The organism is Fontibacillus forbon (assembly GCF_046559655.1).
In the GTDB taxonomy this organism is placed as follows: domain Bacteria; phylum Bacillota; class Bacilli; order Paenibacillales; family Paenibacillaceae; genus Fontibacillus.
On the sequence record NZ_JBKGFV010000002.1, the window covers coordinates 273242 to 295805 of the forward strand.

23 protein-coding genes, 1 tRNA gene and 1 pseudogene are annotated in these 22564 nt (G+C 49.5%); 5 read left to right on the forward strand and 20 right to left on the reverse strand.

Features of this window, described 5'->3' with window-relative positions:
• Nucleotides 1-94 precede the first annotated feature (94 nt).
• Nucleotides 95-1024, reverse strand: a complete 930-nt coding sequence (gene sucD / locus ACLB09_RS07970; protein WP_410769268.1) for a succinate--CoA ligase subunit alpha — start codon at nt 1022-1024, stop codon at nt 95-97.
• A gap of 34 nt (nt 1025-1058) precedes the next feature.
• Entirely contained in the window at nt 1059-2219 is a 1161-nt protein-coding gene (gene sucC / locus ACLB09_RS07975) for an ADP-forming succinate--CoA ligase subunit beta (RefSeq protein WP_410769269.1), read from the reverse strand.
• A 530-nt stretch (nt 2220-2749) separates the two neighbouring features.
• Between sucC and ACLB09_RS07980 the strand changes: the two genes are divergently transcribed.
• The gene (locus tag ACLB09_RS07980) at nt 2750-4336 is read left to right on the forward strand and encodes a YifB family Mg chelatase-like AAA ATPase (RefSeq protein ID WP_410769270.1); all 1587 of its coding nucleotides are present in this window, start codon (nt 2750-2752) and stop codon (nt 4334-4336) included.
• 373 nt (nt 4337-4709) lie between these two features.
• Here the strand turns inward: ACLB09_RS07980 and ACLB09_RS07985 are convergent, their stop codons facing one another.
• The 7 genes from ACLB09_RS07985 to rplS form a co-directional block, all read right to left on the reverse strand.
• On the reverse strand, nt 4710-5249 hold the full coding sequence (locus ACLB09_RS07985; protein ID WP_410769271.1) for a YraN family protein: 540 nt from the start codon (nt 5247-5249) through the stop codon (nt 4710-4712).
• Nucleotides 5242-5547, reverse strand: a complete 306-nt coding sequence (locus ACLB09_RS07990) for an EscU/YscU/HrcU family type III secretion system export apparatus switch protein (RefSeq protein WP_410769272.1) — start codon at nt 5545-5547, stop codon at nt 5242-5244. Before ACLB09_RS07990 ends, ACLB09_RS07985 begins: the two co-directional genes overlap by 8 nt.
• On the reverse strand, nt 5544-7619 hold the full coding sequence (locus ACLB09_RS07995) for a flagellar hook-length control protein FliK (RefSeq protein WP_410769273.1): 2076 nt from the start codon (nt 7617-7619) through the stop codon (nt 5544-5546). Before ACLB09_RS07995 ends, ACLB09_RS07990 begins: the two co-directional genes overlap by 4 nt.
• 60 nt (nt 7620-7679) lie before the next feature.
• Complete coding sequence (locus tag ACLB09_RS08000) at nt 7680-8297, reverse strand: ribonuclease HII (protein WP_410769274.1); 618 nt, start codon at nt 8295-8297, stop codon at nt 7680-7682.
• A 308-nt stretch (nt 8298-8605) separates the two neighbouring features.
• The gene (gene ylqF, locus ACLB09_RS08005; protein WP_410769275.1) at nt 8606-9469 is read right to left on the reverse strand and encodes a ribosome biogenesis GTPase YlqF; all 864 of its coding nucleotides are present in this window, start codon (nt 9467-9469) and stop codon (nt 8606-8608) included.
• 47 nt (nt 9470-9516) lie between these two features.
• Complete coding sequence (gene lepB, locus ACLB09_RS08010) at nt 9517-10140, reverse strand: signal peptidase I (protein WP_410769276.1); 624 nt, start codon at nt 10138-10140, stop codon at nt 9517-9519.
• Between the two features lie 99 nt (nt 10141-10239).
• Nucleotides 10240-10584 carry a 50S ribosomal protein L19 gene (rplS, locus tag ACLB09_RS08015; protein WP_114495903.1) on the reverse strand — a complete coding sequence of 115 codons (345 nt, stop codon included), beginning with the start codon at nt 10582-10584 and terminating at the stop codon, nt 10240-10242.
• A 312-nt stretch (nt 10585-10896) separates the two neighbouring features.
• Here rplS and ACLB09_RS08020 point away from each other — a divergent pair, with 312 nt between their 5' ends.
• The 4 genes from ACLB09_RS08020 (at nt 10897) to ACLB09_RS08035 (ending at nt 12646) form a co-directional block, all read left to right on the forward strand.
• Complete coding sequence (locus ACLB09_RS08020; protein WP_410769278.1) at nt 10897-11409, forward strand: DUF3231 family protein; 513 nt, start codon at nt 10897-10899, stop codon at nt 11407-11409.
• A gap of 192 nt (nt 11410-11601) precedes the next feature.
• The gene (locus ACLB09_RS08025; RefSeq protein WP_410769279.1) at nt 11602-11802 is read left to right on the forward strand and encodes a helix-turn-helix transcriptional regulator; all 201 of its coding nucleotides are present in this window, start codon (nt 11602-11604) and stop codon (nt 11800-11802) included.
• Nucleotides 11799-12233, forward strand: a complete 435-nt coding sequence (locus tag ACLB09_RS08030) for a DUF6442 family protein (protein ID WP_410769280.1) — start codon at nt 11799-11801, stop codon at nt 12231-12233. Before ACLB09_RS08025 ends, ACLB09_RS08030 begins: the two co-directional genes overlap by 4 nt.
• 336 nt (nt 12234-12569) lie before the next feature.
• Nucleotides 12570-12646 (forward strand) — tRNA-Pro (locus ACLB09_RS08035).
• 238 nt (nt 12647-12884) lie between these two features.
• Here the strand turns inward: ACLB09_RS08035 and ACLB09_RS08040 are convergent.
• The 11 genes and pseudogenes from ACLB09_RS08040 to rpsP all read right to left on the reverse strand — a co-directional run bounded on the left by ACLB09_RS08040 (nt 12885) and on the right by rpsP (nt 22545).
• On the reverse strand, nt 12885-13007 hold the full coding sequence (locus ACLB09_RS08040; protein ID WP_410769281.1) for a hypothetical protein: 123 nt from the start codon (nt 13005-13007) through the stop codon (nt 12885-12887).
• A 109-nt stretch (nt 13008-13116) separates the two neighbouring features.
• Nucleotides 13117-14178, reverse strand: coding sequence for a tetratricopeptide repeat-containing glycosyltransferase family 2 protein (locus tag ACLB09_RS08045; RefSeq protein WP_410769282.1), 1062 nt, complete (start codon nt 14176-14178; stop codon nt 13117-13119).
• A gap of 310 nt (nt 14179-14488) precedes the next feature.
• A pseudogene (locus tag ACLB09_RS08050) lies at nt 14489-17088 on the reverse strand (beta strand repeat-containing protein); the annotation flags it as partial.
• Nucleotides 17089-17333: 245 nt separating this feature from the next.
• On the reverse strand, nt 17334-18065 hold the full coding sequence (locus ACLB09_RS08055) for a hypothetical protein (RefSeq protein WP_410769283.1): 732 nt from the start codon (nt 18063-18065) through the stop codon (nt 17334-17336).
• 131 nt (nt 18066-18196) lie between these two features.
• Nucleotides 18197-19039: a glycosyltransferase family 2 protein gene (locus ACLB09_RS08060; protein WP_410769284.1), complete on the reverse strand. Its 843-nt coding sequence runs from the start codon at nt 19037-19039 to the stop codon at nt 18197-18199.
• Nucleotides 19040-19082: 43 nt separating this feature from the next.
• On the reverse strand, nt 19083-19784 hold the full coding sequence (locus ACLB09_RS08065; protein WP_410769285.1) for a class I SAM-dependent methyltransferase: 702 nt from the start codon (nt 19782-19784) through the stop codon (nt 19083-19085).
• A gap of 165 nt (nt 19785-19949) precedes the next feature.
• Nucleotides 19950-20756, reverse strand: coding sequence for a tRNA (guanosine(37)-N1)-methyltransferase TrmD (gene trmD, locus ACLB09_RS08070; RefSeq protein ID WP_410769286.1), 807 nt, complete (start codon nt 20754-20756; stop codon nt 19950-19952).
• 1 nt (nt 20757) lies between these two features.
• Nucleotides 20758-21276: a ribosome maturation factor RimM gene (gene rimM, locus ACLB09_RS08075; protein WP_410769287.1), complete on the reverse strand. Its 519-nt coding sequence runs from the start codon at nt 21274-21276 to the stop codon at nt 20758-20760.
• 30 nt (nt 21277-21306) lie between these two features.
• A complete protein-coding gene (locus ACLB09_RS08080) occupies nt 21307-21948 on the reverse strand; it encodes a hypothetical protein (RefSeq protein WP_410769288.1) in 642 nt (213 codons plus the stop codon).
• A 71-nt stretch (nt 21949-22019) separates the two neighbouring features.
• Complete coding sequence (locus tag ACLB09_RS08085; protein WP_068780674.1) at nt 22020-22250, reverse strand: KH domain-containing protein; 231 nt, start codon at nt 22248-22250, stop codon at nt 22020-22022.
• 22 nt (nt 22251-22272) lie between these two features.
• Nucleotides 22273-22545, reverse strand: a complete 273-nt coding sequence (rpsP, locus tag ACLB09_RS08090; protein ID WP_114495920.1) for a 30S ribosomal protein S16 — start codon at nt 22543-22545, stop codon at nt 22273-22275.
• Between the last annotated feature and the right edge of the window lie 19 nt (nt 22546-22564).

Below are 22564 nucleotides of genomic sequence, written 5' to 3' on the forward strand. Positions count from 1 at the left end.
GCCCGCAAGCCGAAAAATCCATAAAAAAAGCAACCTTCTCCCCGCATGGGGTCCAGAAGGTTGCTTACCTTTATCCAAGTATACCAGAAATTACTTAATGTGTCGTGCAGCTGTTTAAAATTCCACGTTCCTCCAGCACACTAACGAGTGTGGAGCCCATTTCGGAAGGGGTCGGCGCCACCCGGATGCCGCACTCCTCCAGCTTCGAAATTTTCTCTTTGGCGGTTCCTTTCCCGCCGGAAATAATCGCACCCGCATGGCCCATCCGTTTGCCCGGGGGCGCCGTTACGCCGCCGATAAAGCCTACAACCGGCTTCTTCATATGGTCACGGATCCATTCTGCGGCTTCCTCTTCCGCCGTGCCGCCGATCTCTCCGATCATGATGACCGCATGCGTGTTGTCGTCTTCGTTAAACATCTCCAAAATATCGATAAATTCCGATCCTTTTACCGGGTCGCCGCCAATGCCGATAGCGGAAGATTGGCCGATTCCGCGGGTCGTCAGTTGATGAACCGCTTCATAAGTGAGCGTTCCGCTGCGCGAAACGACGCCAACATGGCCCGGCAGATGGATATAGCCCGGCATGATTCCGATCTTGCACTCTCCCGGCGTAATGACACCCGGACAGTTTGGACCGATCAGGACGGTCTTTTTCCCCTCCATATAACGCTTTACCTTCACCATATCCAGCACCGGAATGCCTTCCGTGATACAAATGACGAGTTCCATTTCCGCTTCAACCGCTTCAAGGATAGAATCGGCTGCAAACGCAGGCGGTACATAAATGACACTGGCGGTAGCTCCTGTAGCCGCCTTTGCTTCTCTCACCGTATTAAAAACCGGAAGACTGACGGTCTCCCCGTTATCAAGCTCAATATCTACCGAGGTTCCGCCTTTTCCCGGAGAAGTACCTCCGACCATTTGCGTCCCGTAATCCAGCGCCCCTTTGGCATGGAACAGGGCGGTTTTCCCTGTAATCCCCTGGGTAATGACTTTTGTATTTTTATCGACCAAAATACTCATACTTCGAGCCTCCCATCATGGATAAGATGTTTAGTTACGATACGAGTGCTACAATCTTCTGGGCGCCATCGGCCATGGAATCCGCGGAAACGATAGCCAGCCCCGATTCGGCAAGAATTTTCTTCCCCAGCTCGACATTCGTTCCTTCCAGGCGCACGACTAACGGACGGTCCAAGCCGACCTGCTTAGCAGCTTCTACAACACCAGAGGCGATAACATCGCATTTCATGATGCCGCCAAAGATGTTAATGAAGATCCCCTTCACCTTCGCATCGGATAAAATGATCTTGAACGCTTCCGTAACTTTCTCGGCCGTCGCACCGCCACCTACATCCAGGAAATTTGCCGGGTCCCCGCCGTAATATTTAATAATGTCCATCGTAGCCATAGCCAGCCCAGCCCCGTTGACCATACAGCCGATATTGCCGTCCAAGGCAATATAGCTAAGATCAAACTTGGAAGCTTCGATTTCCTTTGCATCTTCCTCCTCCAAATCGCGGAGAGCCAAAATATCTTTATGGCGGAACAATGCGTTGGAATCAAAATTCAGCTTCGCATCCAGCGCCATCACATCCCCGTCTCCGGTAACGACAAGCGGGTTGATTTCCGCGATGGAACAATCCTTATCCACGAACGCTTCATACAGAGCCAGCATAAATCCGGCCGCTTTGTTCACCAGCTCTTTCGGAATATTGATCGCAAACGCCAACCGGCGCGCCTGGTAAGGCTGCAGTCCCAGTGCCGGATCAACGACTTCCTTGAATATTTTTTCAGGCGTATTCGCCGCAACTTCCTCGATTTCCGTTCCGCCTTCTTCCGAAGCCATCATAACTACGCTTCCCGTACCCCGGTCCACGACTACGCCGACGTAATATTCCTTCTTGATGTCGCAGCCTTGTTCAATGAGCAGGCGTTTCACCTCTTTACCCTCCGGCCCCGTCTGGTGCGTTACCAGCACTTTACCAAGGATCTCCTGAGCATAGCTGCGTACTTCATCCAAATTTTTAGCCACTTTCACGCCGCCGGCTTTGCCCCGGCCCCCCGCGTGAATTTGCGCCTTCACAACCACCACCGGGCTGCCCAGCGCTACCGCCGCTTCCACGGCTTCATCAACCGTAAATGCCACTTTTCCGGCGGGAACAGCGACACCATACTGCTTCAAAACTTCTTTTCCTTGATATTCATGGATATTCATGCTTGGAATCCTCCTATCAACAGGCGGTATTAGAAGTAGTGCTAGTTAGATTAAACCTAAATAATTGTATCATGTTTTTAAAACGCTTTCCTTAAAAAGTTCATGATTTATACACAACTTTTTTATATCGTTTTCATCTCAAACTGAGATGGATCACCCTCTGTTTAAGGCGTCCAATCCTATAAAATTGCTGATGCAATTCGCTCATGGAATTATCGTATCTCACAGTAAAAATATTGTCCTTATATGTCGGACTTATGTCGGCTCTTTAGACAACAAATAATATCAATTTGCGATAATTCACCTCTATTGCTATTCTCTTTTACCGTTCGCTTTCATTTGAGTCTTTGTGAACAAAACACTTGCATTTCGAATGACATATAAGTATCCGATCCAGACTATTGACTTTTCATGGGTAACCTTCTATTATACGGACCAAGAGAATGACGGAAAATATGGAAGCACCTTTTTTCCACTTGAACGGCTGGGGCATATTCCCGCCGAAACCATCGGAAGAGAGGTGTTTTGTTATGTATGGAAAATTGTATAGCGCTTGTTTATATGGAATTGACGGCGTATTGATCGAGGTCGAGGTGGATTTGTCTAGCGGCATTCCCCAAACCCACTTGGTCGGTCTTCCGGATTCCGCGGTTCGGGAGGCCGTGGACCGGGTTCGAGCTGCGCTTAAAAATTGCGGCTATGTCTTCCCGCTTCAGCGGGTCACGATTAATCTCGCACCGGCCGATCTCAGAAAAGAAGGTACCGCGTTTGACTTGGCGATTGCATTAGGCCTTTTAATCTCCAGCGGCCAGGTCGTTTTGCCGGAAGAAGAAAAGATTCTAATCATCGGGGAATTGTCACTCGAAGGAGCCCTGCGACCTGTTCCGGGCGTACTGCCTATGGTAGATTTGGCCCGTCGTCAGGGCTTCAACGCTGTGCTCGTTCCGGAAGACAATGTTCCCGAGGCTCTGCTGCTGGATGGAATCTCCGTGTACGGACTCAGCCATTTAAGCGAGCTATCTCCAAATCATGGGGCAGTACCGGGCAAGAACGAAACAGTTGTACTGAAAAAGCTTGACCATTTACTGCGAAAAAAAACTACGGCCACCAGCCCCGCTCCCCCCGGTCATACCCAGGCTCCGACAGAAAACTACAGCGATGTACTGGGACACCGCCATATCAAGCGGGCGCTTACGATCGCAGCTGCAGGAATGCATAATATCATGCTGATCGGGCCGCCCGGAACCGGGAAAACGATGCTAATCCGCAGGTTGCCGACTATTCTTCCTCCCCTGACTGAAAGCGAATCTCTGGAGGTCACCAATATCTATAGCTCCGCAGGTAAGTTCAAGCAGTTTGAAAGCGGATTGATTACAAAACGCCCTTTTCGTTCTCCGCACCATACGATTTCAGGAGGCGGTTTAATCGGAGGGGGGAGTATTCCCAAACCGGGAGAGGTCAGCCTCGCCCATCGCGGTGTACTGTTTCTGGACGAACTGCCGGAATTTTCGCGCCAAGTGCTTGAAATGCTGCGTCAGCCGTTGGAGGAGCGGATCGTGACGATCAGCCGTTCGCGGGCTTCCTTTACCTTCCCAGCCCATTTTTTGCTGGCGAGTAGTTTAAACCCCTGTCCGTGCGGGTTTTTGGGTTCCGAACCCCCTCAGCCAACCTGTACATGCACCCCTTTTCGAATCGCCCAATATCGGGAAAAAATTTCCGGTCCCTTGCTGGACCGGATCGACATGCATGTGGAAGTCCCGCGTCCCGAAAACTGGATGAACGACCTTCAACCCTTATCCTCAGAACAGATGAGAGCCGAGGTTGAAAAGGCTGAGCAAATACAGCTTTACCGGTTTCGCGGCCAAAGGATATCCCGTAACAGCGAACTGTCAGGCAGCACGTTGCGCCGGCTCGCCAAGCTTCATCCGGATGCCGGGAAGTTGTTAAAATCGTCCTTCGAGACCCTGGGCTTAAGCATGCGGGCCTATGACCGAATCTTAAAACTGTCGCGGACCATCGCCGATCTGGAAGCATCACCCGATATCCTTCCCGGCCATGTCGCCGAAGCCATCCAATACCGCCATCTGGACAAGCGGGGGCAAAGCTTTTCACTTTAATCGCCCGTGCTACACACGAAACCCGCTGAAGGCTTTATTTGCCCAGCGGGTTTATTAAGTATTGTTCAGAGTCGAGCCAGTGATTAACCTTTCTAATAAGCATTGGAGTCTGTTGTCCTTCCACCGTGGATAAATTGCCGATTTGTCTTTTAAAAGGTGGACACTTTTCTGAAAAAGAGATAACATGCTCCCAAATGATCAAGCACAAAATACAGTGTAAACTTACGATTCCAAACCTATATGTAGATTTTTTGAACAATTAATCAAAATATCCTTTTTGTCCGCATTTAGGTGGACATTTCAAGAATTTTGTCTATCAGGAATGTACAAATATCATGAAAAAAGGTTCAAGCAACCAACAACATGCTTGTTGTTAAAATGCAGCGACTATATGTTCAAGTGACTCGGAAATGAATTCGGAATCCCCATTAGATCGCATGACGATCCCGATCATATCGAATCGTATTTTGGCTTCGATTTGGGAAGTACGGTGCAAGTAAACTGCGGCTGTATCCCTTACTTGCTTGATCTTGCGGGGAGTGATGGATTCGGCTGGCGTGCCGAATGCAGCACTTTGAGCGCTGCGGCTGCGCACCTCCACAATAACGAGAATATTGCCTTGCATGGCTATTAGATCCAGTTCACCGGTACGGCATCGCCAATTTCGCTCCACAATTTTATAGCCCTGCTTCTTCAAATAATCCTCCGCAAGTTGTTCAGCCCACCGTCCACGGGCTTTCCTTCCATCCTTGGAACGCTTGTAGGACGAAGCGGGGAGCTTGGCGGTTACAGATGCGTCCGCGGATAATAAAGGCTTCGGCTCTGCAGGGTGTTTGGCCCATGCGGGATGCTTGGCGGATTCATTAAGGGGGGCGGAAGCGGCGGATTTACGCAACAAATCACGGTCAGTCAAGATTCATCCCTCTTTCCGCCAGTTTATCGGAGCGATAAATGAAGCTTAAAATTTCGGCTACCAAGGTATACAATTCCGTCGGGATCTGGCGATCCAGATCGAGTTTTGAGAGCACTTCAACTAATGCCGCGTCTTCCTGCACCGGAATGGCATGTTCCCGGGCCAGGTCCAATATTCTCTCGGCAAGATGACCGCTTCCTTTAGCGGTCACTACCGGAGCTTCATTTTGCTTCGGGTCATACTTCAAAGCTACCGCTTTTTTGTATGGGACGGGGCGCTGACTTTCTTTTTCGCTCATACCCTGTAATCCACCCCTTTATATGGACTTGGCGCATAGGATAACGATTGCCCTAGCTCGTGGCCCGCTGTCTCTTCCGATCCGGCCGAAATCAGCGGCTCCGCCTTCAAGGAAAGCAGCCTGTATCCTGCGGTTTCCAAAGCACTCTCAATCTCTGACTGCCTGGATTCCAAAAAGGCTCCGGCAATTTCCTGCTCACTGAATATTTTGAGCAGCACTTTTTTATCTGCCACCTGTACGTCGACCATAATCTGGCCCAGCGCTTTCATCTGCAAATCAAACCAGAGCCTGCAATTGGCGGCGTCTAGTTCACCTTTTCGGCCGCGCCGGGATTCGATATGAACCGAAGCGGTCTGCTCGCCGTCCGGACCAATAAAGGGCAGAAACATCGTAACCTGTGCAAAAGGCGTGGTCCGGTCCGTAGTCAACAGCAACTGTTGACCGGTCAGTTGTTGAATGATCTGCTTAGCCGCGTCTTGAAGCGGGGCGGGCAGATCGTCCGCCGCTGCGATCTGGAGCAGCAGACCCTTTAACGTTTCGCGGGCGGCATTCCCGGCCGCGGCGCCGTTCTCCGGCGCGGGGACATCGCCCAGCGCCGCGGTGGACAAGGCCGCCTGCGGCGCTGCCTTGTCCTGGTGCCCTGCGCCGGCGGCACCAGGGCCCGCCGCCGGTCCGCCAGGGGCGGGCGCGGCTGCGCCCGCGACGTCGCCGCGAGGCGGCGGTGTCTGCAGCGCGGCCTCTGGCCCTGGCCCGCTGCCGGGCAATGCGCCGCCGCTTTGCGCCGGCGCTAGCGTGGGCGCTGGGGCCGCCGCCTGCGCGCCCCCGCCGCCTGCGGCGGCTTGCTGCGCCACGCCTCCGGCGGGCGGCGCGGTTGACGCGGGCTCGCCGGAGGCGCCCGCGCGCAGCACCTGCTGCTCGTGCTCCGCACCGAGCAGCTTCAGCACGCGCCCCACCCACGACTCCGTCATGGGGGCGGGGCGCACCTGCGGCGAAGGCCCTGCGGGGCCTTCGCCCGGCAATGCCGTTGCCGCCGGCTCAGCTCCAGCCGCAGCGGGGGTTCCCTTCGCCAGCGCCTGCCCGCTGGCGGCTGGCGTCCCCGTCGTCCCGTTTGGAGCCGGGGACGACTCACCGGTTGCCGTGCCTTCCAGCAGCACGGCTCCCTTCAATTCGGCGATTACCTGTTGCAGCTTCATTAGCAACTGATCATTCACTTTGTTGCCGGACTGGGTCAAAGCCTGCATGACAGACTGTCCGCCTCCCGCCGAAGAAATCCCCCCCGCAAGCGTTCCGGTCCCGCTAGCCACAGAGCCGGCAGCTTTATCAGCCAGGGACATCCCCGATGCTTCAGCGGCTGCCTTCTCCATTGCACCTGAAGTCCCGGCTCCTCCAGAGACCGCCGTCCCATGAGAACCTGCAGTACCCATACCGGCCTGCTCCTTGCCGCCACCCGGTGCAGGACTTCCCACTGCCGCTTCACGCTGAACCCACGCAACCAGCTGTTCCTCTAAAGCGGACAAAAGCGTGTGCAACGGAGGGCCAAAAACCGCCTGATGCAGGCCCGTTACGGTTTCACCCGTCAAGGGCAGCCCCCGGTTTATCGCTATACCGACCGCATGAATCCATTCCGGCATGGGTACCGAAGCCGGTTTCTGTGCATTCAAGTTCATCAGTTGCGCCACATTTTCTTTGGTCAGCGGTATCCCGTTAGTCTGCATCAATTGAAGCATTTCACGGTTCCCCGGCGTATTGTCCAGCCCTAATGTTTCCAACGCATTCGTTAAAGAAGCGGCCGATAAGCTCCCTGACGGAAGCGTTTGAACCGGCTTGAGCTTCAACAGACCGTCTTCGGTCTGCGGCTGCACCTGGAGCAAAGTCGTTTGCCCTTCCTGAAGCGGTGTTTCCAAGGCCGCATGCAGCTTAACGCCCTGAACCTGAATTACAGCCTCCTGGCCGTCTTCCGATACGCTCAGCACCGTGCCCCGGACTACCTGCCCCGCCTTTAACTCGAGTTTTTGGGGCGTCCCGGGCCGGGCGTCCCCCACTACACTTCGAAGTAATGGTCCGATATTCATGATTTCTCTCCCATCCGCCCATCATTGATATGGAAAACCCGCCTTGTTCAGGCGGGTATTTTAAAACAACGTTTGTTCCTCTATAAACAAGTTGCGCATAAAACTTTTCCGGTGCATCGATGTCGGGCCCAACGCTAGAATCTGCTCGCGGTGAAGCTTTGTCGCATATCCTTTATGTATCCCAATCCCGTACTCAGGATATAGCGCATCCCATTCTCCCTGGCAAAGCCGGTCCCGCGTAACTTTGGCTACGATGGAAGCAGCTGCAATAGATTGGCTTGTAGCGTCTCCCTTGATCACCGAAAGCTGAGGAATTTTCGAATCCACCTTTTCTGCGTCTATCAGCAAAAAATCCGGTACAATAGCAAGCTGTTCTACAGCCTGCTTCATCGCCAGCCGGGTTGCCTGTTTAATGTTAATCCGATCTATGGTAGCCGCATCTGAAAACCCGATGCCAACTGCAACAGCCTGTTCCATGATAATGTCATACAGCAAATCACGTTTCTTCGGACTTAATTTCTTGGAATCATTTACGTCTTCCAGCACCAAACCTTGCGGCATGATTACAGCTGCTGCCACCACGTCGCCAAACAGGCATCCCCGTCCCACTTCATCGATTCCAGCAATATTGCGGTAAGTCTGCCAGTACTCTTTTTCGTGCATTAACAGATCACTCATAATGCCTCCTTCAATCCCATAACCTTCTTTACAAGCTTACTTATCTTGGTCGTTTTTATCAAGTACACCCGGATTATCCAGCTGATAATTCCCGGAACATAAAGGACACCATAGGGTCTGTTGATCGAACTACTATTATTATCGGCATCCAGACTCCGTTTTGGAAGTATACAGCCCTAAAAAATAGCAAGTCCCAAAAAACAAAAAAAGGGCATGAAATCCCTCAGGATTCCGCACCCTTTTTGCGAACCAGAACCTAATCTCCCCGGCGTGACTGCCTGCCGAGCACTCTTATCTACGCTCTTTATTTAATAGGGAGCTTCCAGTGTGTATCTGCCCAGTTTTCCTGCGCGAAGTTCGCGAAGGAGAATCCCGGAAGCCTTTTCAAGATCCACTCGTCCTCCGCTGACAATACAACCGCGCTTCCTGCCGATTGCCTCCATGACGGCTACTATCTCATCCGGATTTTCAAAATCCGTGGGCTGATCTTTCAAATCAAACCGTTCTCTAAACGGTTCCCAATAATATTTCACCAAATATTTCACGCCGAAAAAGGCGATATCTTCAACGTTCAAAATTTCCTCGCGGATCGCCCCCGTCAATGCCAAGCGGTAACCGACATTCTGATCCTCAAACTTCGGCCACAAGATCCCCGGAGTATCCAGCAATTCCATCTCCGTGCCGACCTTAATCCATTGCTGAGCCTTGGTCACGCCGGGGCGGTCGCCGGTTGCGGCGATATTCCTGCCTGCCAAGCGATTGATCAGCGTAGATTTGCCTACGTTTGGTATTCCCACAATCAATGCCCGTACGGCGCGGGGATTAATCCCTTTTGCCAGCTGTCTTTCGATCTTTTCCTTCATTAATTCTTTGGCTAATAAAGGAATTTCCTTAATGCCCTGTCCGCTCGACGCGTCCACTTGGACTGCCACATGGCCTTCTTCCTTAAAATAATCAATCCACTGCCGCGTTACCGCCGGATCGGCAAGATCCGATTTATTCAGAACAATCAGACGTGGTTTACCTTGCAGAATCTCATCGATCATCGGATTTCGGCTGGATAAAGGCAGACGTGCATCCACCAGTTCGATTACGACATCAATCAGCTTCAGCTTCTCCTGAATCTGACGCCGTGCCTTGGTCATATGTCCGGGAAACCATTGAATTGTCATACTCTATCCCCTCTAGCTCCCGATTAGGCATCCCAACCGGATGTCTTTTAATGTTTAATGAACTGAATATCTTTCAGCGGCCAAAATACGAGATCGGCCCGGCCTATAATGTCCCCATAAGGCACATACCCGATTCTGCGGCTGTCCGTACTGTTAGAGCGGTTGTCGCCAAGCACGAATACATGACCTTCCGGAACCGTATCGTCCGTCACTTGCTCATTCGGAAAATTAGACTCCGTATTATATAGTTCATTATTATTATGCTTCTCATTCAGTACGTCTTGAATGTATGTTTCTTCAATCACTTGACCGTTCACCGTAACTGTATCGCCTTCAACTTTAACCTTATCCCCGGGAACCCCAATAACACGTTTAATAAAATCGCGCCCCTCGGAAGGTACATGGAAAACGACGACCTCCCCATGCTTTGGACCGCGAATATCAAAGATGATCTTGTTTACGATGATTCTTTCTCCGGTATGAAAATTCGGCTGCATCGATGGACCGTCTACAATAAACGGTGCGAAGAAAAGCCAGCGAATCAGGAGAACCAGTACAACAGCGATAACGATGGCTTTCAGCCATTCAAGCGCCTCGCTTTTTTCTTTCTTGGGCGGGTCCTGCGGGGAGTCCGACTGGACCGATTGCTCGGATAGAACTTGATGCTCCATGGATCCTGACCTCTCTTTGTCAAGTAATATGTAACGAATCGCTGTTTTTAAAAATAGTAAAGGGGCTTGATCAACCAAGCCCCCCTGATCGTTAATGAATTAACGACGCACTTCTTTAATTCTCGCTGCTTTACCGCGAAGTTCACGAAGATAGTACAGCTTCGCACGACGCACTTTACCACGGCGAGCCACTTCGATTTTATCGATTTTCGGGGAATGAAGCGGGAAAGTTCTTTCCACGCCTACACCGTTGGAAATTTTACGAACTGTAAAAGTTTCGCTGATTCCTCCGCCACGACGCTTAATAACAACACCTTCGAACAACTGGATACGTTCACGAGTTCCCTCGATAACCTTTACGAACACTTTTAAAGTGTCACCAGGACGAAAGCTCGGAATATCTTTGCGAAGCTGTTCTTGCGTAATCGCTTGAACGATATTCATCTAGGACTCCCTCCTTCCACTCAGGTGTTCATGCCTCTTCCGGAAAACCTCATGTTCTCCCTCATCATCCGCAGCGGACCACCGAATTCACAACAAAAAGAATTTTATCACAATTCCCAAGGCATAGCAAGGTATTTTATACGCTCCGAAGCAGGGGGATACTTCATTCGCGCCATAATTAAGGATTGCTTTCTTTCTATAATATAACCTACTTAATCAATTTATTAAGCATCCATGCAAAAACCTTTCGTACATTAATTTAATTTTTCTGGGCATTATACCGTCGTAATTAACTTAAGAAGGAGCGATAAAATGGGTGTTTTAAGCGGTAATCCAAAAAATGAACCTATGCACTACGGCGAAATTTTTGGTGTATGGGCATTCTCCTTGGGAGCCATAGGCGCCGTATCTTGCTACCAGACATATCTGAACCACGCCGGTGATAATGACCTAAAAAAAATACTCAATGATTTAATTGATCAAGCCAAGCTAGAGATAAAAGAGTGCAATGAATTGCTCTCTGACAACGGGATACCCTCAGCTCCGATTATGCCTGATAAACCTCCCGTAAAACTTGAAGACATTCCAGCCGGCGCAAAATTTACCGACCCTGAGATAGCTGCTAAAATTGCGGTAGATACTTCCGCGGGGCTTGTTGCGTGTAGTCAAGCTATGGGGCAATCCATCCGGGAGGATATCGGCGCCTTATTTGCTAAATATCATCTCACAAAAGTAGCCTTGGGCCTCAAAATATTAAAACTAAACAAGGAAAAGGGATGGCTTATCCCTCCTCCTCTTCAAGTAAAGAGACCTGAATCAGAATAATAAATCGAAATAAATCCTGCTCATTCGAGTAGGATTTTTTATTGATTACATAAACGAAAACCATCTTATAAGCATGTGTAGCCGATTGTTGTACTTTTTCAAAAAGAAATATGTAAAGCTCACTTTACATTTCCACGAATGCTTGCTATTATAAAAATGGAAAGCAAACTTTCCATAGCAAGGAGGTACATTTTGAAAAATCGTTTGGAAGAATTGAGGAAAAGCAGAGGGATAAAGCAGGAGGATTTAGCCGCAGTATTAGAAGTATCAAGACAGACAATAGGTTCTTTAGAAAATGGCAGATATAATCCATCCATACTTTTGGCTTTTAAGATTGCACGGTATTTTGAAATGAGTATTGAGGAAATTTTTATTTATGAGGAGGATGCATGATGAAGAAAAAAAGTTTTGATCGCTTTGCTGTTATCTTCGGTATATTGTTGCTTGGTGTTGGACTGTCTCTATTGAAATTGATTGTCGACCCACAAGGTATAATGCTTGTATTGCCTTATGTTTGCATAGGTTTGGGGTGCGGTCTATTCGGGCATGGGCTTGGAAATGTAATTAGCCGCAGAGTAGCAAAAAACAACCCGGAACTCCAAAAGCAAATGGAGATAAATAAAAATGATGAACGCAATGTCGCTATTTCAAATCAAGCGAAAGCAAAAGCATATGATATGATGCTTTACGTATTCGGCGCTTTGATGATTTCTTTCGCTCTAATGGGCGTAGATGTGATCGCTGTTCTCCTGTTGGTCTTTGCATATTTGTTTGTTGTTGGTTTCTTCATTTTTCGCCTCAATAAATATAATAAGGAGATGTAAAGATATTACGTCTTGCTTGCGGAAGTAAAACGCCCGAAGTGCAAACAGGAAACGTTAATCAAATTACTATAAATGATTATGTCAGTTATCCAAGAGCCTGGCGCAAAGACGCAGAGCCGATAGCCCGTTAGCGACAAGCGCGGTTTATCGGTTCTTTTGATTTTGCTGGATAATCGAATATTTTACCAATAACGTACACTAAAAACTCTCGTTATGATGCACGGTTTTCTATTGCAGGGGGGTGCGCGTATTCGGTATAATATGGTATCGCCATCGACGAGCGTTGGAACGACGCAAGGTAAAACGTTGATATGTGCGGTTAATCGCGTACATGATCGGGGTATGGCGCAGTTAGGTAGCGCGCACCCTTGGGGTGGGTGAGGCCGTGGGTTCGAATCCCGCTACTCCGACCATACTTTGACATTAAGAGGTTGCCCGGATCGGGCGGCCTCTATTTTTATTTTAACGAACAAAAAAGATGATTCCTGAAGTAATCAGAAATCATCTTATATTTCATCATCAAATACCTCTGATTATCCCACAGCTATACCTACTCGTTCGGTAAAACCTCACTCAGTAACTCCTGTTCTAATTCTAAAGGATCAATCAAATATCCGATCATTATGTTAACCTCCTTGATGAGCGTGGATGTCAATGCCGTCCGGCATAAAATTTTAAAATATCATCGACAGTCAATATAAGTTCATCTTCCCGCTGTATGTCATCCTGCCGGGGCTCTAGTTGTTGTTCCGAGGGTTCTAGTTGCTGTTCCATTACTTTTCTTGCCTCCTACGTCAATCAAAAAAATTGTTGACCTTGCTATCTTTTTATTACCCAAAACTTAATGAAATGCACCTTATTCCAGAATAAAAGTCTCCTACCTTTAAACTTTTTCCGGAGACAACAGCTTCGCCAGATAAGTTCGATTGTATAGAATACGCGGATCATCAGGCCGGTAATAAGCGGCTTTTTCGTTGTGAACGTGAGCCATTTGATAATTCCCGATACGATCATAACAAACGCATAATTGTAAATGGGGAAGCCAGGTATGAACCGCTTGATTACTTTGGACCCAACGCAACTTCGAATCAACATCAACAGTAGCTTGGGTATACCAGAATATAGCCGTATCGAAATCTTTATTCTTTAAAAAGTAAAATCCCAGTCGACAGCAAAACTCCGCTCTAGGCTTTCCATAACGCAAAGAATCAAGTACGGCAGCTAATTCCTTCTCTTGATCCCCAAGCATGTGATAACAGTCCGCCATCTTACTGCAAGCTGAATAACAATCCTCAATCCATCCTTGCTGACTGTCTAAAAATTGTCTGTAATAGCTTGTGGCTCTTTCATACTGCCCATGATCTTTTAGCTCATTTGCAAAATAAAAGGTATCCCTTGGGGAAAAGACTTCTCCCTTTTGAAGTCGGGTTTCATAAATCCTTAAGTTTCGCTCACTCTCATGTCGTATGCTCCGATGCGTAACGGCAATATCGCTATGCTGTAGATTTCCCCAAACCTCAAGATACTCATGCACCGCACCGATCCAGCGATATTGATTCGTCCTTTTAACTAGTCGGTTTCTTCTTAATTTACTCGTTACATTGCCGAATTCATCGAAGGCCAGATGATAATCCATCGAAACCGAATCGACGCTTGGATCCAGAACTCTTTTTAATTCCAGCAGCTTTATCCTGTCGGGCTCCTCCAGAACATCATCCGCATCCAGCCAAAAAATATAGTCCTCAGTCGCTAAACTGAAAGCAAAATTTCTTGCAGCCGCGAAGTCATCGATCCATATGAAATCTTGCACACGGTCCGTATATTGAAGTGCCACTGCATTAGTTCTATCCGAAGAACCCGTATCGACAATAATGATTTCATCCACAATACCTGCTACCGAATCCAGACACCGCTTTAAAGTATCTTCCTCATTTTTTACAATCATACACAGACTAATCCCGATCAACTTACCACCTCTCACCAAAAGGTACTTTCCTAACATTAAGGATTTATTATCGCTGCAGTAAAAGTAATTCCCCCAACGGCATTTGCTGTTCCCGCTATAGTCAAAGCATTCATTGAATAAGAAACGGTGCCCGTACCAGGCGTCAAATCCACATGGTCAATAGGCGTTGTTACAAAAAAACTGTTACCGGCCGCATGATGATTTGTACTGTATATAACAGACGCTCCGCGAAGGATCTGCAATTGCACCACAGTCGTGCCGGAAGTGGATTGCCAGCCTACTACCCCCGTTAACCAGACTCGGCTTCGCTAGGCACACTTATTAGCGTCATGGTCTTTAATGTCGTTGCCACATTCGTAATTGCAATTGCCGAGCTTCCTGTTGTATTAGGTGAATTCTGCGATACCTGAAATTGCCCAAAACTTCCCGTTCCACCTGATGCTCCCGTAGATCCTGTCGAACCCGTCACTCCCGTTGCTCCTGTTGCTCCTGTTGCTCCTGTTGCTCCTGTTGCTCCTGTTACTCCCGTAGCTCCTGTGACTCCTGTCGCTCCTGTCGCTCCGGTCGCACCTGTGGCACCTGTGGCACCTGTGGCACCTGTGGCACCTGTGGCACCCGTGGCTCCTGTGGAACCCGTGGCTCCCGTTACCCCTGTTTCACCCGTAGATCCAGTAACACCCGTTGCTCCGGTCGATCCTGTAGTTCCTGTTGCTCCTGTTGCTCCTGTTGCTCCTGTTTCTCCTGTAGCACCTGTCGCACCAGTTTCTCCTGTGACCCCTGTTGCTCCAGTTTCTCCCGTTGCTCCTGTTGCACCCGTCACTCCTGTAGCACCTGTTGCTCCTGTCTCTCCCGTTGCTCCCGTTGCTCCTGTCACACCTGTGGCACCCGTTGCTCCTGTGACCCCTGTTGCTCCTGTTTCTCCCGTAGCTCCAGTCTCCCCGGTTGCTCCTGTTGGTCCTGTTTCTCCTGTTACCCCTGTCGCACCTGTCTCCCCGGTCGCTCCTGTTACTCCCGTTGCCCCCGTTGCCCCCGTTCCACCTGTTGCTCCTGTTGCACCAGTTTCTCCCGTTGCTCCTGTTGCTCCTGTTGCTCCTGATTCTCCCGTTGCTCCAGTTTCTCCTGTTGCTCCTGTTGCTCCTGATTCTCCCGTTGCTCCAGTTTCTCCTGTTGCTCCTGTTGCTCCTGTGGCTCCTGTGGCTCCGGACGCTCCTGTTGCTCCCGTTGCTCCCGTTGCTCCCGTTACTCCCGTTACTCCTGTTGCACCTGTTGCACCTGTTGCACCTGATTCTCCCGTTGCTCCCGTTGCACCTGTCTCCCCAGTTGCTCCCGTAGCTCCTGTTGCTCCTGTTTCACCTGTTGCTCCTGTCTCTCCCGTTGCTCCAGTTTCTCCTGTTACCCCTGTCGTACCAGTTTCTCCCGTTGCCCCTGTTGCTCCTGTTGCACCCGTTACTCCTGTTGCTCCTGTTGCTCCCGTTTCTCCAGTTGCTCCGGTCGCTCCCGTAGCTCCTGTTGCCCCTGTTGCTCCTGTTGCACCTGTTGCACCCGTTGCACCCGTTGCACCCGTTACTCCTGTTGCTCCTGTTGCTCCTGTTTCTCCCGTAGCTCCAGTCTCCCCGGTTGCTCCTGTTGGTCCTGTTTCTCCTGTTACCCCTGTCGCACCAGTCTCTCCCGTTGCTCCAGTTTCTCCTGTTACCCCTGTCGTACCAGTCTCTCCCGTTGCTCCCGTTGCCCCCGTTGCCCCCGTTCCACCTGTTGCTCCTGTTGCACCAGTTTCTCCCGTTGCTCCTGTTGCTCCTGTTGCACCTGATTCTCCCGTTGCTCCAGTTTCTCCTGTTGCTCCTGTGGCTCCTGTGGCTCCTGTGGCTCCGGACGCTCCTGTTGCTCCCGTTACTCCCGTTACTCCTGTTGCACCTGTTGCACCTGATTCTCCCGTTGCTCCCGTTGCACCTGTCTCCCCAGTTACTCCGGTAGCTCCTGTTGCTCCTGTTTCACCTGTTGCTCCTGTCTCTCCCGTTGCTCCAGTTTCTCCTGTTACCCCTCGGTTACCCCTGTCATACCAGTCTCTCCCGTTGCACCTGTAGCTCCTGTTTCTCCCGTTACTCCTGTCTCCCCTGTTGCTCCCGTAGCTCCTGTTGCTCCTGTGGCTCCTGCCTCCCCGGTCGCTCCTGTTGCTCCCGTTTCTCCAGTTGCTCCGGTCGCTCCCGTAGCTCCTGTTGCCCCTGTTGCTCCTGTTGCACCCGTTGCTCCTGTTGCACCCGTTACTCCTGTTGCTCCTGTTGCACCAGTTTCTCCCGTTGCTCCTGTTGCTCCTGTTGCTCCAGTCTCTCCCGTTACCCCTGTCGCACCTGTCTCTCCAGTTACCCCTGTCGCACCAGTCACTCCCGTTACTCCTATCGCACCTGTCTCCCCGGTCGCTCCTGTTGCTCCCGTTGCTCCTGTTGCTCCTGATTCTCCCGTTAACCCTGTCGCACCTGTCTCTCCAGTTACTCCTGTCGCACCAGTCTCACCCGTTACTCCGGTCGCACCTGTCTCCCCGGTCGCTCCTGTTACTCCCGTTACACCTGTTGCTCCTGTTGCTCCTGTTGCTCCTGATTCTCCCGTTGCTCCTATTTCTCCTGATTCTCCCGTTGCTCCCGTTGCACCAGTCTCTCCAGTTACTCCTGTCGCACCAGTTTCTCCCGTTGCTCCCGTAGCTCCTGTTTCTCCCGTTGCCCCAGTCTCCCCGGTTGCTCCGGTCACACCAGTTCCCCCCGTTACTCCTGTTGCTCCCGTTGCACCTGTTTCCCCGATCGCTCCGGTCGCTCCAGTTTCTCCTGTGGCACCTGTCGCACCTGTTACCCTTGGAACCCCTGGTTCTCCCGTCGCTCCGCTTGCGCCCGTAGGCCCAACAATCCCCTCTACAGCATTATTTCCACCGGATCCGGCTTGAAATTGACTCGCTTCAAACGCACTTTGCAACCCCGCCAATGCTTGTTGGCTTGTCAATTGTGCAGCCGATAATGCAGACTCAATGCTTGCCACGTCTGAAACGGGCAGCCCAAGAGAAGGGGTAGAGAGTAATATTTCCCCATACAACGCACTAGTCGCCTGATTCACTGCTTGGATCGGTAAAGGAGATTCACCCAATAGTTGATTTAAATATTGAATCCCATTGGAACCTGAATAACCCGGCCTGGCGGATCACCTAAAATTAATAATTGCGCCGCAACACCATCGAGCAAAGTAATCAACCGGCTTCTTGTTATCGGGCTAGGATTTGCCACTGCATCCATCAAGTAAAAGGGCAAATTATCTAACAAATTCATGAATACAGCCGAATTCAAAACAGGGGGATTAAGTACTGGTGAGTTAACCGTGGGAGGTACTACAACCGGATGATCGTTCACTGGAGTCAATGGAGGAATTGCTGGAGGAATTGCTCTGGTTATTTCGTTAGAAGGATGAATAATTATTTCTTCCCGATGGTTTATGCCCCTACTAGTAGCTCTTTCAATAGTCACATACAACTCATTTGCAAATGCTTTAGCTTCATCGCTGCCAGCCCCTAGCCTCACAACAAACGGATGCAGCGTAAGGATGAGTTTTTGCAAACGTATATCAAATTCAGGCAACGAAAAGCGGGTTTGAATAACCAATAACCGTCTCACGTCAATAAGGATCAATTGTTTTTCTTTCGACTTTAAAGGCATGAGGCGAATCAAACTTGGAAGGCTACGTGTCCGGCGGAGAATTTTCTGGCAGTGTTCCACTTGTATATTTGGCCAGATTGGTCTTAATTCAGCAACAAACCGTCCTGTCCAACGAATGAACAAATTACTTAATCTGCGGCGGTTCTCTTTTCTTGATCTCCTTCTAGCCGTAAACAACCGCCTTCGCCTTCCATTAGGCATGATCCGTCACCTCTAACCATTTCTATTATTGAAAAAGTCATGTTAATTCCAACATATTCCTCGGATCGAAATAAGTGTAATATCCGCACATTAAAAAATACACCTCTTTACGAAGTCACTTTCCCTGATTTCAATGCCATAAAATGCCTGGATGGATCGAAATAACTCTCCTTAGCCACAATCTCGGAGGGATTATATCCGAATACGTCAATTTCATAGGCGGATCTTCCGACATTCCATTTTTTTCGAAATCGCTCCGCATTCTCAAGCGACGAAGCCCGATAATTGAATCCTAAGTCCCTGAACGTTCCATGCCCTTCATGGTGCACGTAAACATCTTCCGCCACCCAGAGTCGATAACCGCCGACTCGAGCCCTAATGCTGAAATCATCATCCTTATAATTTCCCGGATAAAAACGTTCGTCAAATCCACCGATTCGCTCCAACACGCGCGTGGTCATCAGCATGCAGAATCCGGTTAATTTGTGGGCATAAAAACCTTTCTCCGCATACAGGCACTTCCTATGCTCGGCATACTCATCAAGCTCATCCAGGCTACCCGGTCCCCCATCGTTGACCCGCTGAATCGGAGCCACATGATAGGATTGCGGTCCGGCAATCCCGATACTGCCGTCCCTTTCGAAACATGCCATCAACCCGCCAAGCCAGTTTGGCGTCACCACCGTATCATTATTTAACAGCAATATGAAATTCCCTTTGGCTACCCCCAAACCTTGATTAACTCCGCCGGCAAATCCCAGATTACGCTCATTGCAAATTACGTTGCTATTCCCCAAACTCTTTAAGTATTCCGGTGTCCCATCGTCTGAACCGTTATCCACAAACACGAATTCATAACGTTCAGGCGTATGCCTCAGAACGCTCTCAACGCAACGTTTAGTCAACTCCAGCCGGTTCTTGGTCAGGATGATGATTGATACAAACGCCATTTTTAAATGCTCCTTTCGTTTGGACAAACCATACAACTGTCCCCTATTGGCCTGAAGTGTCCAAAATATAAGTCAGTATTCCCATCAAATCCTCCGATGAAGGGATAATGACCCCTAGCCCGTTATTCGAAGACAGTTCATAATAACTAAGTGGTTGCTGGGCTTCCCGCAAAAAATCCTCTATCGCCGTTAACACGCCATTGCGAGGGCCGTGCTCACGAATGGCATTGTGGACCGTATGATTTAATCCTCCTTGATCCAGTAAACCCTCATTTCCCGGTTGCAATCCTTTCTTCTCGCAAGGCTGCCGGTAAGCCTCCGGAATGGTATCCGGTGCATAGTACATGTCCCTTCTAGCATAGGGCCATCCTGTATCATGAAGAATCGTAACCGGAAAAGGACTACCTGCCTCCTTCGCCGTTTGCTCAATCTGTTTTAACTCATGATAAACCGTGTACCAATTGTGATCTCCATCGATAAGTATCATGTCATAAGCACCGACGTGGCGCAGGACCTCAAGACTTAACGACCTCATCAGAGTCACGGCGTCACCGTAATAGCTCTGCATGAGCTCGGTATCGTATAACGGAGAAGGATCGATAACTACACACCTTGCTCCGGTGTAACGGCAATAATCCAATAATTTAAACGTATTTAATCCTGTAAAAGAACCAATTTCCACTATAACTTTTGGCTGAACCGCCAATATCAAGGGCTTGATTACCTTATCCCAAAATCGATGCACCCCGTCACCTCCACAATCTGCAAATCTCGGAAATTTCAAAGATCCGACCGCGCAAAAAAAGGAAATATCATATCGTATGTGACTCGAACTACGTCCTATTCCCCCGAAACGAAAAAAGAACCGCGACCTTAGGGCCGCGATTCTTCCGGTTTTTCATATGCAATTTCACCTATTCCGATCTGTTTCGAACTCTTTCAGCCATTTGGTATCCTGCGGAGTTAACTCCAAAGAATTCAGCAAGTCAGGCCGACGAAGCCAGGTGCGGCGCAACGCCTCCTTGCGACGCCAATCTGCGACGTTAGCATGATGGCCGCTCAGCAAAATATCCGGCACTTTCCACCCGCGGAATTCCACGGGCCGGGTATAATGAGGATACTCCAGCATTCCCGTGCTGAAGGAATCGGTTACCGCACTCATCTCATTACCCAGGACGCCGGGCAGAAGCCGGGTAACGCTATCGATCATGACCATCGCGGGGAGCTCTCCCCCGGTCAAGACGTAATCGCCGATCGACAACTCGTCGGTCACCAGATGCTCCCGGATCCGCTCATCGTAACCTTCATAGTGGCCGCATATAAAAATGAGATGCTCTTCGCCTGCAAGTTCTTCCGCTTTATTCTGAGAAAAGGGTTCCCCTTGCGGGCACATGAGTATGATGCGCGGAGCACGAGAGCTCGGCTCAATCGCCGACTCGCCGCTACCGGACATAGGCGTGGATCGTTCTTCCGAACTTTTCCCCGCTTCGCCCAGCAAGTCCTCAACGGCTCTGAAAATCGGTTCCGCCTTCAACACCATACCGCCTCCACCGCCATATGGCGTGTCATCGACGGTACCATGCTTATTCCCAGCATAATCCCGGAAATTGACGGCGTTTAGAGAAACAATGCCTTTTTCTTGGGCTTTCCCCAGAATACTGCTATGGAAGACGCCTTCAAACATCTCCGGAAAAAGGGTTAATACATCTACGCGCATGTTACAACAGCCCTTCCATCAGATGGACCTTGACGAGCTTGGCCTTAACATCCACATCCAGTACGACATCATCGATGACAGGCAGCAGCAATTCCTTGCGTGTCGGGAGTTTAACCACCCATACATCGTTTGCGCCGGGACGCAGAATTTCTTCGATAACCCCGATTTCATCGCCTTCTTCACTCACAACGCGACAACCGATAATTTCGTGAAAATAGTACTCATTTTCCGGCAACTCGACACTGTTTTCCTTGGATACCTTTAATTCGAATCCTTTAAACTTTTCAACTTCATTTATGTTGTCATACTCATTAAATTTAACGATATACATCTGCTTGTATGGACGCGCCGTAATAACCGTTACCGCGATTTGATCGCCCCGTTCCGGATGCACCATAAGCAACTTTGCCTTCGGAGCAAAACGCACCTCCGGAAAGTCGGTTTGAAGCAGCACTTTCACTTCACCGCGAATTCCGTGCGTATTCACGATTTTTCCCACTGACAATAATGACTCCGACATAACAACCTCCCGGCACTTTATAGGCTTATTCTACGAAACGTCATTATCCGTATCCGCATCAAAGCCGTATTTATCTTTCATCCGATCATACAAATCAAGCTGGTCATTACGCAACACGATTTTTTGAACGGCTTCCTTCCATTCCTGTTGAAGGTGGGAAGGTTTACTTTCAGAAAGCTCACTTGCCTTGAATTGCTGATGCAGTTCCGCAAGATCCACTCTCATGATTTCCAGATTCCTGATAATCTCGTTCCGGCCCTGATTTTCATCCAGGATACGATTCAGTACCTGGTCGGCTATATCTTTTTGAATAAAGTTATAATAATCCGCCATTACATTGTACATTAAATAAGTAGATGCACCCTGTTTTTCAAAAAGGAGATTCAATGACCGGAACGTTGTTTCCGAGGACTTCAGCGCCCCTGATAAACTGCCCAGTTGATGCAAGATCAATGCATCCGAAGAACGGTCTCTCACACTCTCGATCACAAGGTCCGTCTCCGTCAATGAGGTTTCCAGCCAGTAATTGAAAGACTGATCCAGCATGGCCGAATAACTTTGTTGTTGTACTTCTTTGTAGGGTAACCATTTGAAATTAAAATAAAGACTGCCAAGCAAGCAAACCAGCAGAATGAGACTGGTCATCTGCCATTTTCCAAACTTCTTCTTCATCCCGCTTCCCCCAGCTTCAGCATGTACGAAAAAGGGTTAGGACAAACATCCTAACCCTCTTTCGTATATCATTAAGACATGATGTCCACGGTAACCCGCTTATCCATCTTGACGGCTGCCGATGCTACAACCGTGCGGAGCGCCTTGGCGATTCTTCCCTGCTTGCCGATCACTTTGCCTACATCATCGGGATGTACGGAAAGCTCATATACAATCAGATGTTCCTTCTCCACGACCTCCACACGGACATCGTCCGGATGATCAACAAGAGCCTTCGCAATAACGCCGACTAATTGTTCCATAAGAGACCCTCCGAATCAGCAATTATTTCTGCTGCTTAAGCTCATGAAATTTCTTCATTACGCCCGCTTTGCTGAGCAGGTTGCGAACGGTATCAGATGCTTGCGCACCGTCCTGCAGCCATTTCAATGCTTTCTCTTCGTCGATGTTCACTACTGCCGGTTCAGCAACCGGGTTGTAGAAACCAATCTCCTCGATAAAACGGCCGTCACGCGGGGAACGGGAATTCGACACCACGATACGATAGAAAGGAGCTTTATGAGCGCCCATGCGTTTCAAACGAATACGAACTGCCACGAAATTCACCTCCTTTAAA

What these genes read in the sequence shown, in the direction of transcription:
- sucD (WP_410769268.1), bottom strand. Translation starts at nt 1,024, where the DNA reads ATGAGTATTTTGGTCGATAAAAATACAAAAGTCATTACCCAGGGGATT.
- sucC (WP_410769269.1), bottom strand. Translation starts at nt 2,219, where the DNA reads ATGAATATCCATGAATATCAAGGAAAAGAAGTTTTGAAGCAGTATGGT.
- ACLB09_RS07980 (WP_410769270.1), top strand. Translation starts at nt 2,750, where the DNA reads ATGTATGGAAAATTGTATAGCGCTTGTTTATATGGAATTGACGGCGTA.
- ACLB09_RS07990 (WP_410769272.1), bottom strand. Translation starts at nt 5,547, where the DNA reads ATGAGCGAAAAAGAAAGTCAGCGCCCCGTCCCATACAAAAAAGCGGTA.
- ACLB09_RS07995 (WP_410769273.1), bottom strand. Translation starts at nt 7,619, where the DNA reads ATGAATATCGGACCATTACTTCGAAGTGTAGTGGGGGACGCCCGGCCC.
- ACLB09_RS08000 (WP_410769274.1), bottom strand. Translation starts at nt 8,297, where the DNA reads ATGAGTGATCTGTTAATGCACGAAAAAGAGTACTGGCAGACTTACCGC.
- ylqF (WP_410769275.1), bottom strand. Translation starts at nt 9,469, where the DNA reads ATGACAATTCAATGGTTTCCCGGACATATGACCAAGGCACGGCGTCAG.
- lepB (WP_410769276.1), bottom strand. Translation starts at nt 10,140, where the DNA reads ATGGAGCATCAAGTTCTATCCGAGCAATCGGTCCAGTCGGACTCCCCG.
- rplS (WP_114495903.1), bottom strand. Translation starts at nt 10,584, where the DNA reads ATGAATATCGTTCAAGCGATTACGCAAGAACAGCTTCGCAAAGATATT.
- ACLB09_RS08020 (WP_410769278.1), top strand. Translation starts at nt 10,897, where the DNA reads ATGGGTGTTTTAAGCGGTAATCCAAAAAATGAACCTATGCACTACGGC.
- ACLB09_RS08030 (WP_410769280.1), top strand. Translation starts at nt 11,799, where the DNA reads ATGATGAAGAAAAAAAGTTTTGATCGCTTTGCTGTTATCTTCGGTATA.
- ACLB09_RS08040 (WP_410769281.1), bottom strand. Translation starts at nt 13,007, where the DNA reads ATGGAACAGCAACTAGAACCCTCGGAACAACAACTAGAGCCCCGGCAG.
- ACLB09_RS08045 (WP_410769282.1), bottom strand. Translation starts at nt 14,178, where the DNA reads ATGATTGTAAAAAATGAGGAAGATACTTTAAAGCGGTGTCTGGATTCG.
- ACLB09_RS08060 (WP_410769284.1), bottom strand. Translation starts at nt 19,039, where the DNA reads ATGGCGTTTGTATCAATCATCATCCTGACCAAGAACCGGCTGGAGTTG.
- trmD (WP_410769286.1), bottom strand. Translation starts at nt 20,756, where the DNA reads ATGCGCGTAGATGTATTAACCCTTTTTCCGGAGATGTTTGAAGGCGTC.
- rimM (WP_410769287.1), bottom strand. Translation starts at nt 21,276, where the DNA reads ATGTCGGAGTCATTATTGTCAGTGGGAAAAATCGTGAATACGCACGGA.
- ACLB09_RS08080 (WP_410769288.1), bottom strand. Translation starts at nt 21,948, where the DNA reads ATGAAGAAGAAGTTTGGAAAATGGCAGATGACCAGTCTCATTCTGCTG.
- ACLB09_RS08085 (WP_068780674.1), bottom strand. Translation starts at nt 22,250, where the DNA reads ATGGAACAATTAGTCGGCGTTATTGCGAAGGCTCTTGTTGATCATCCG.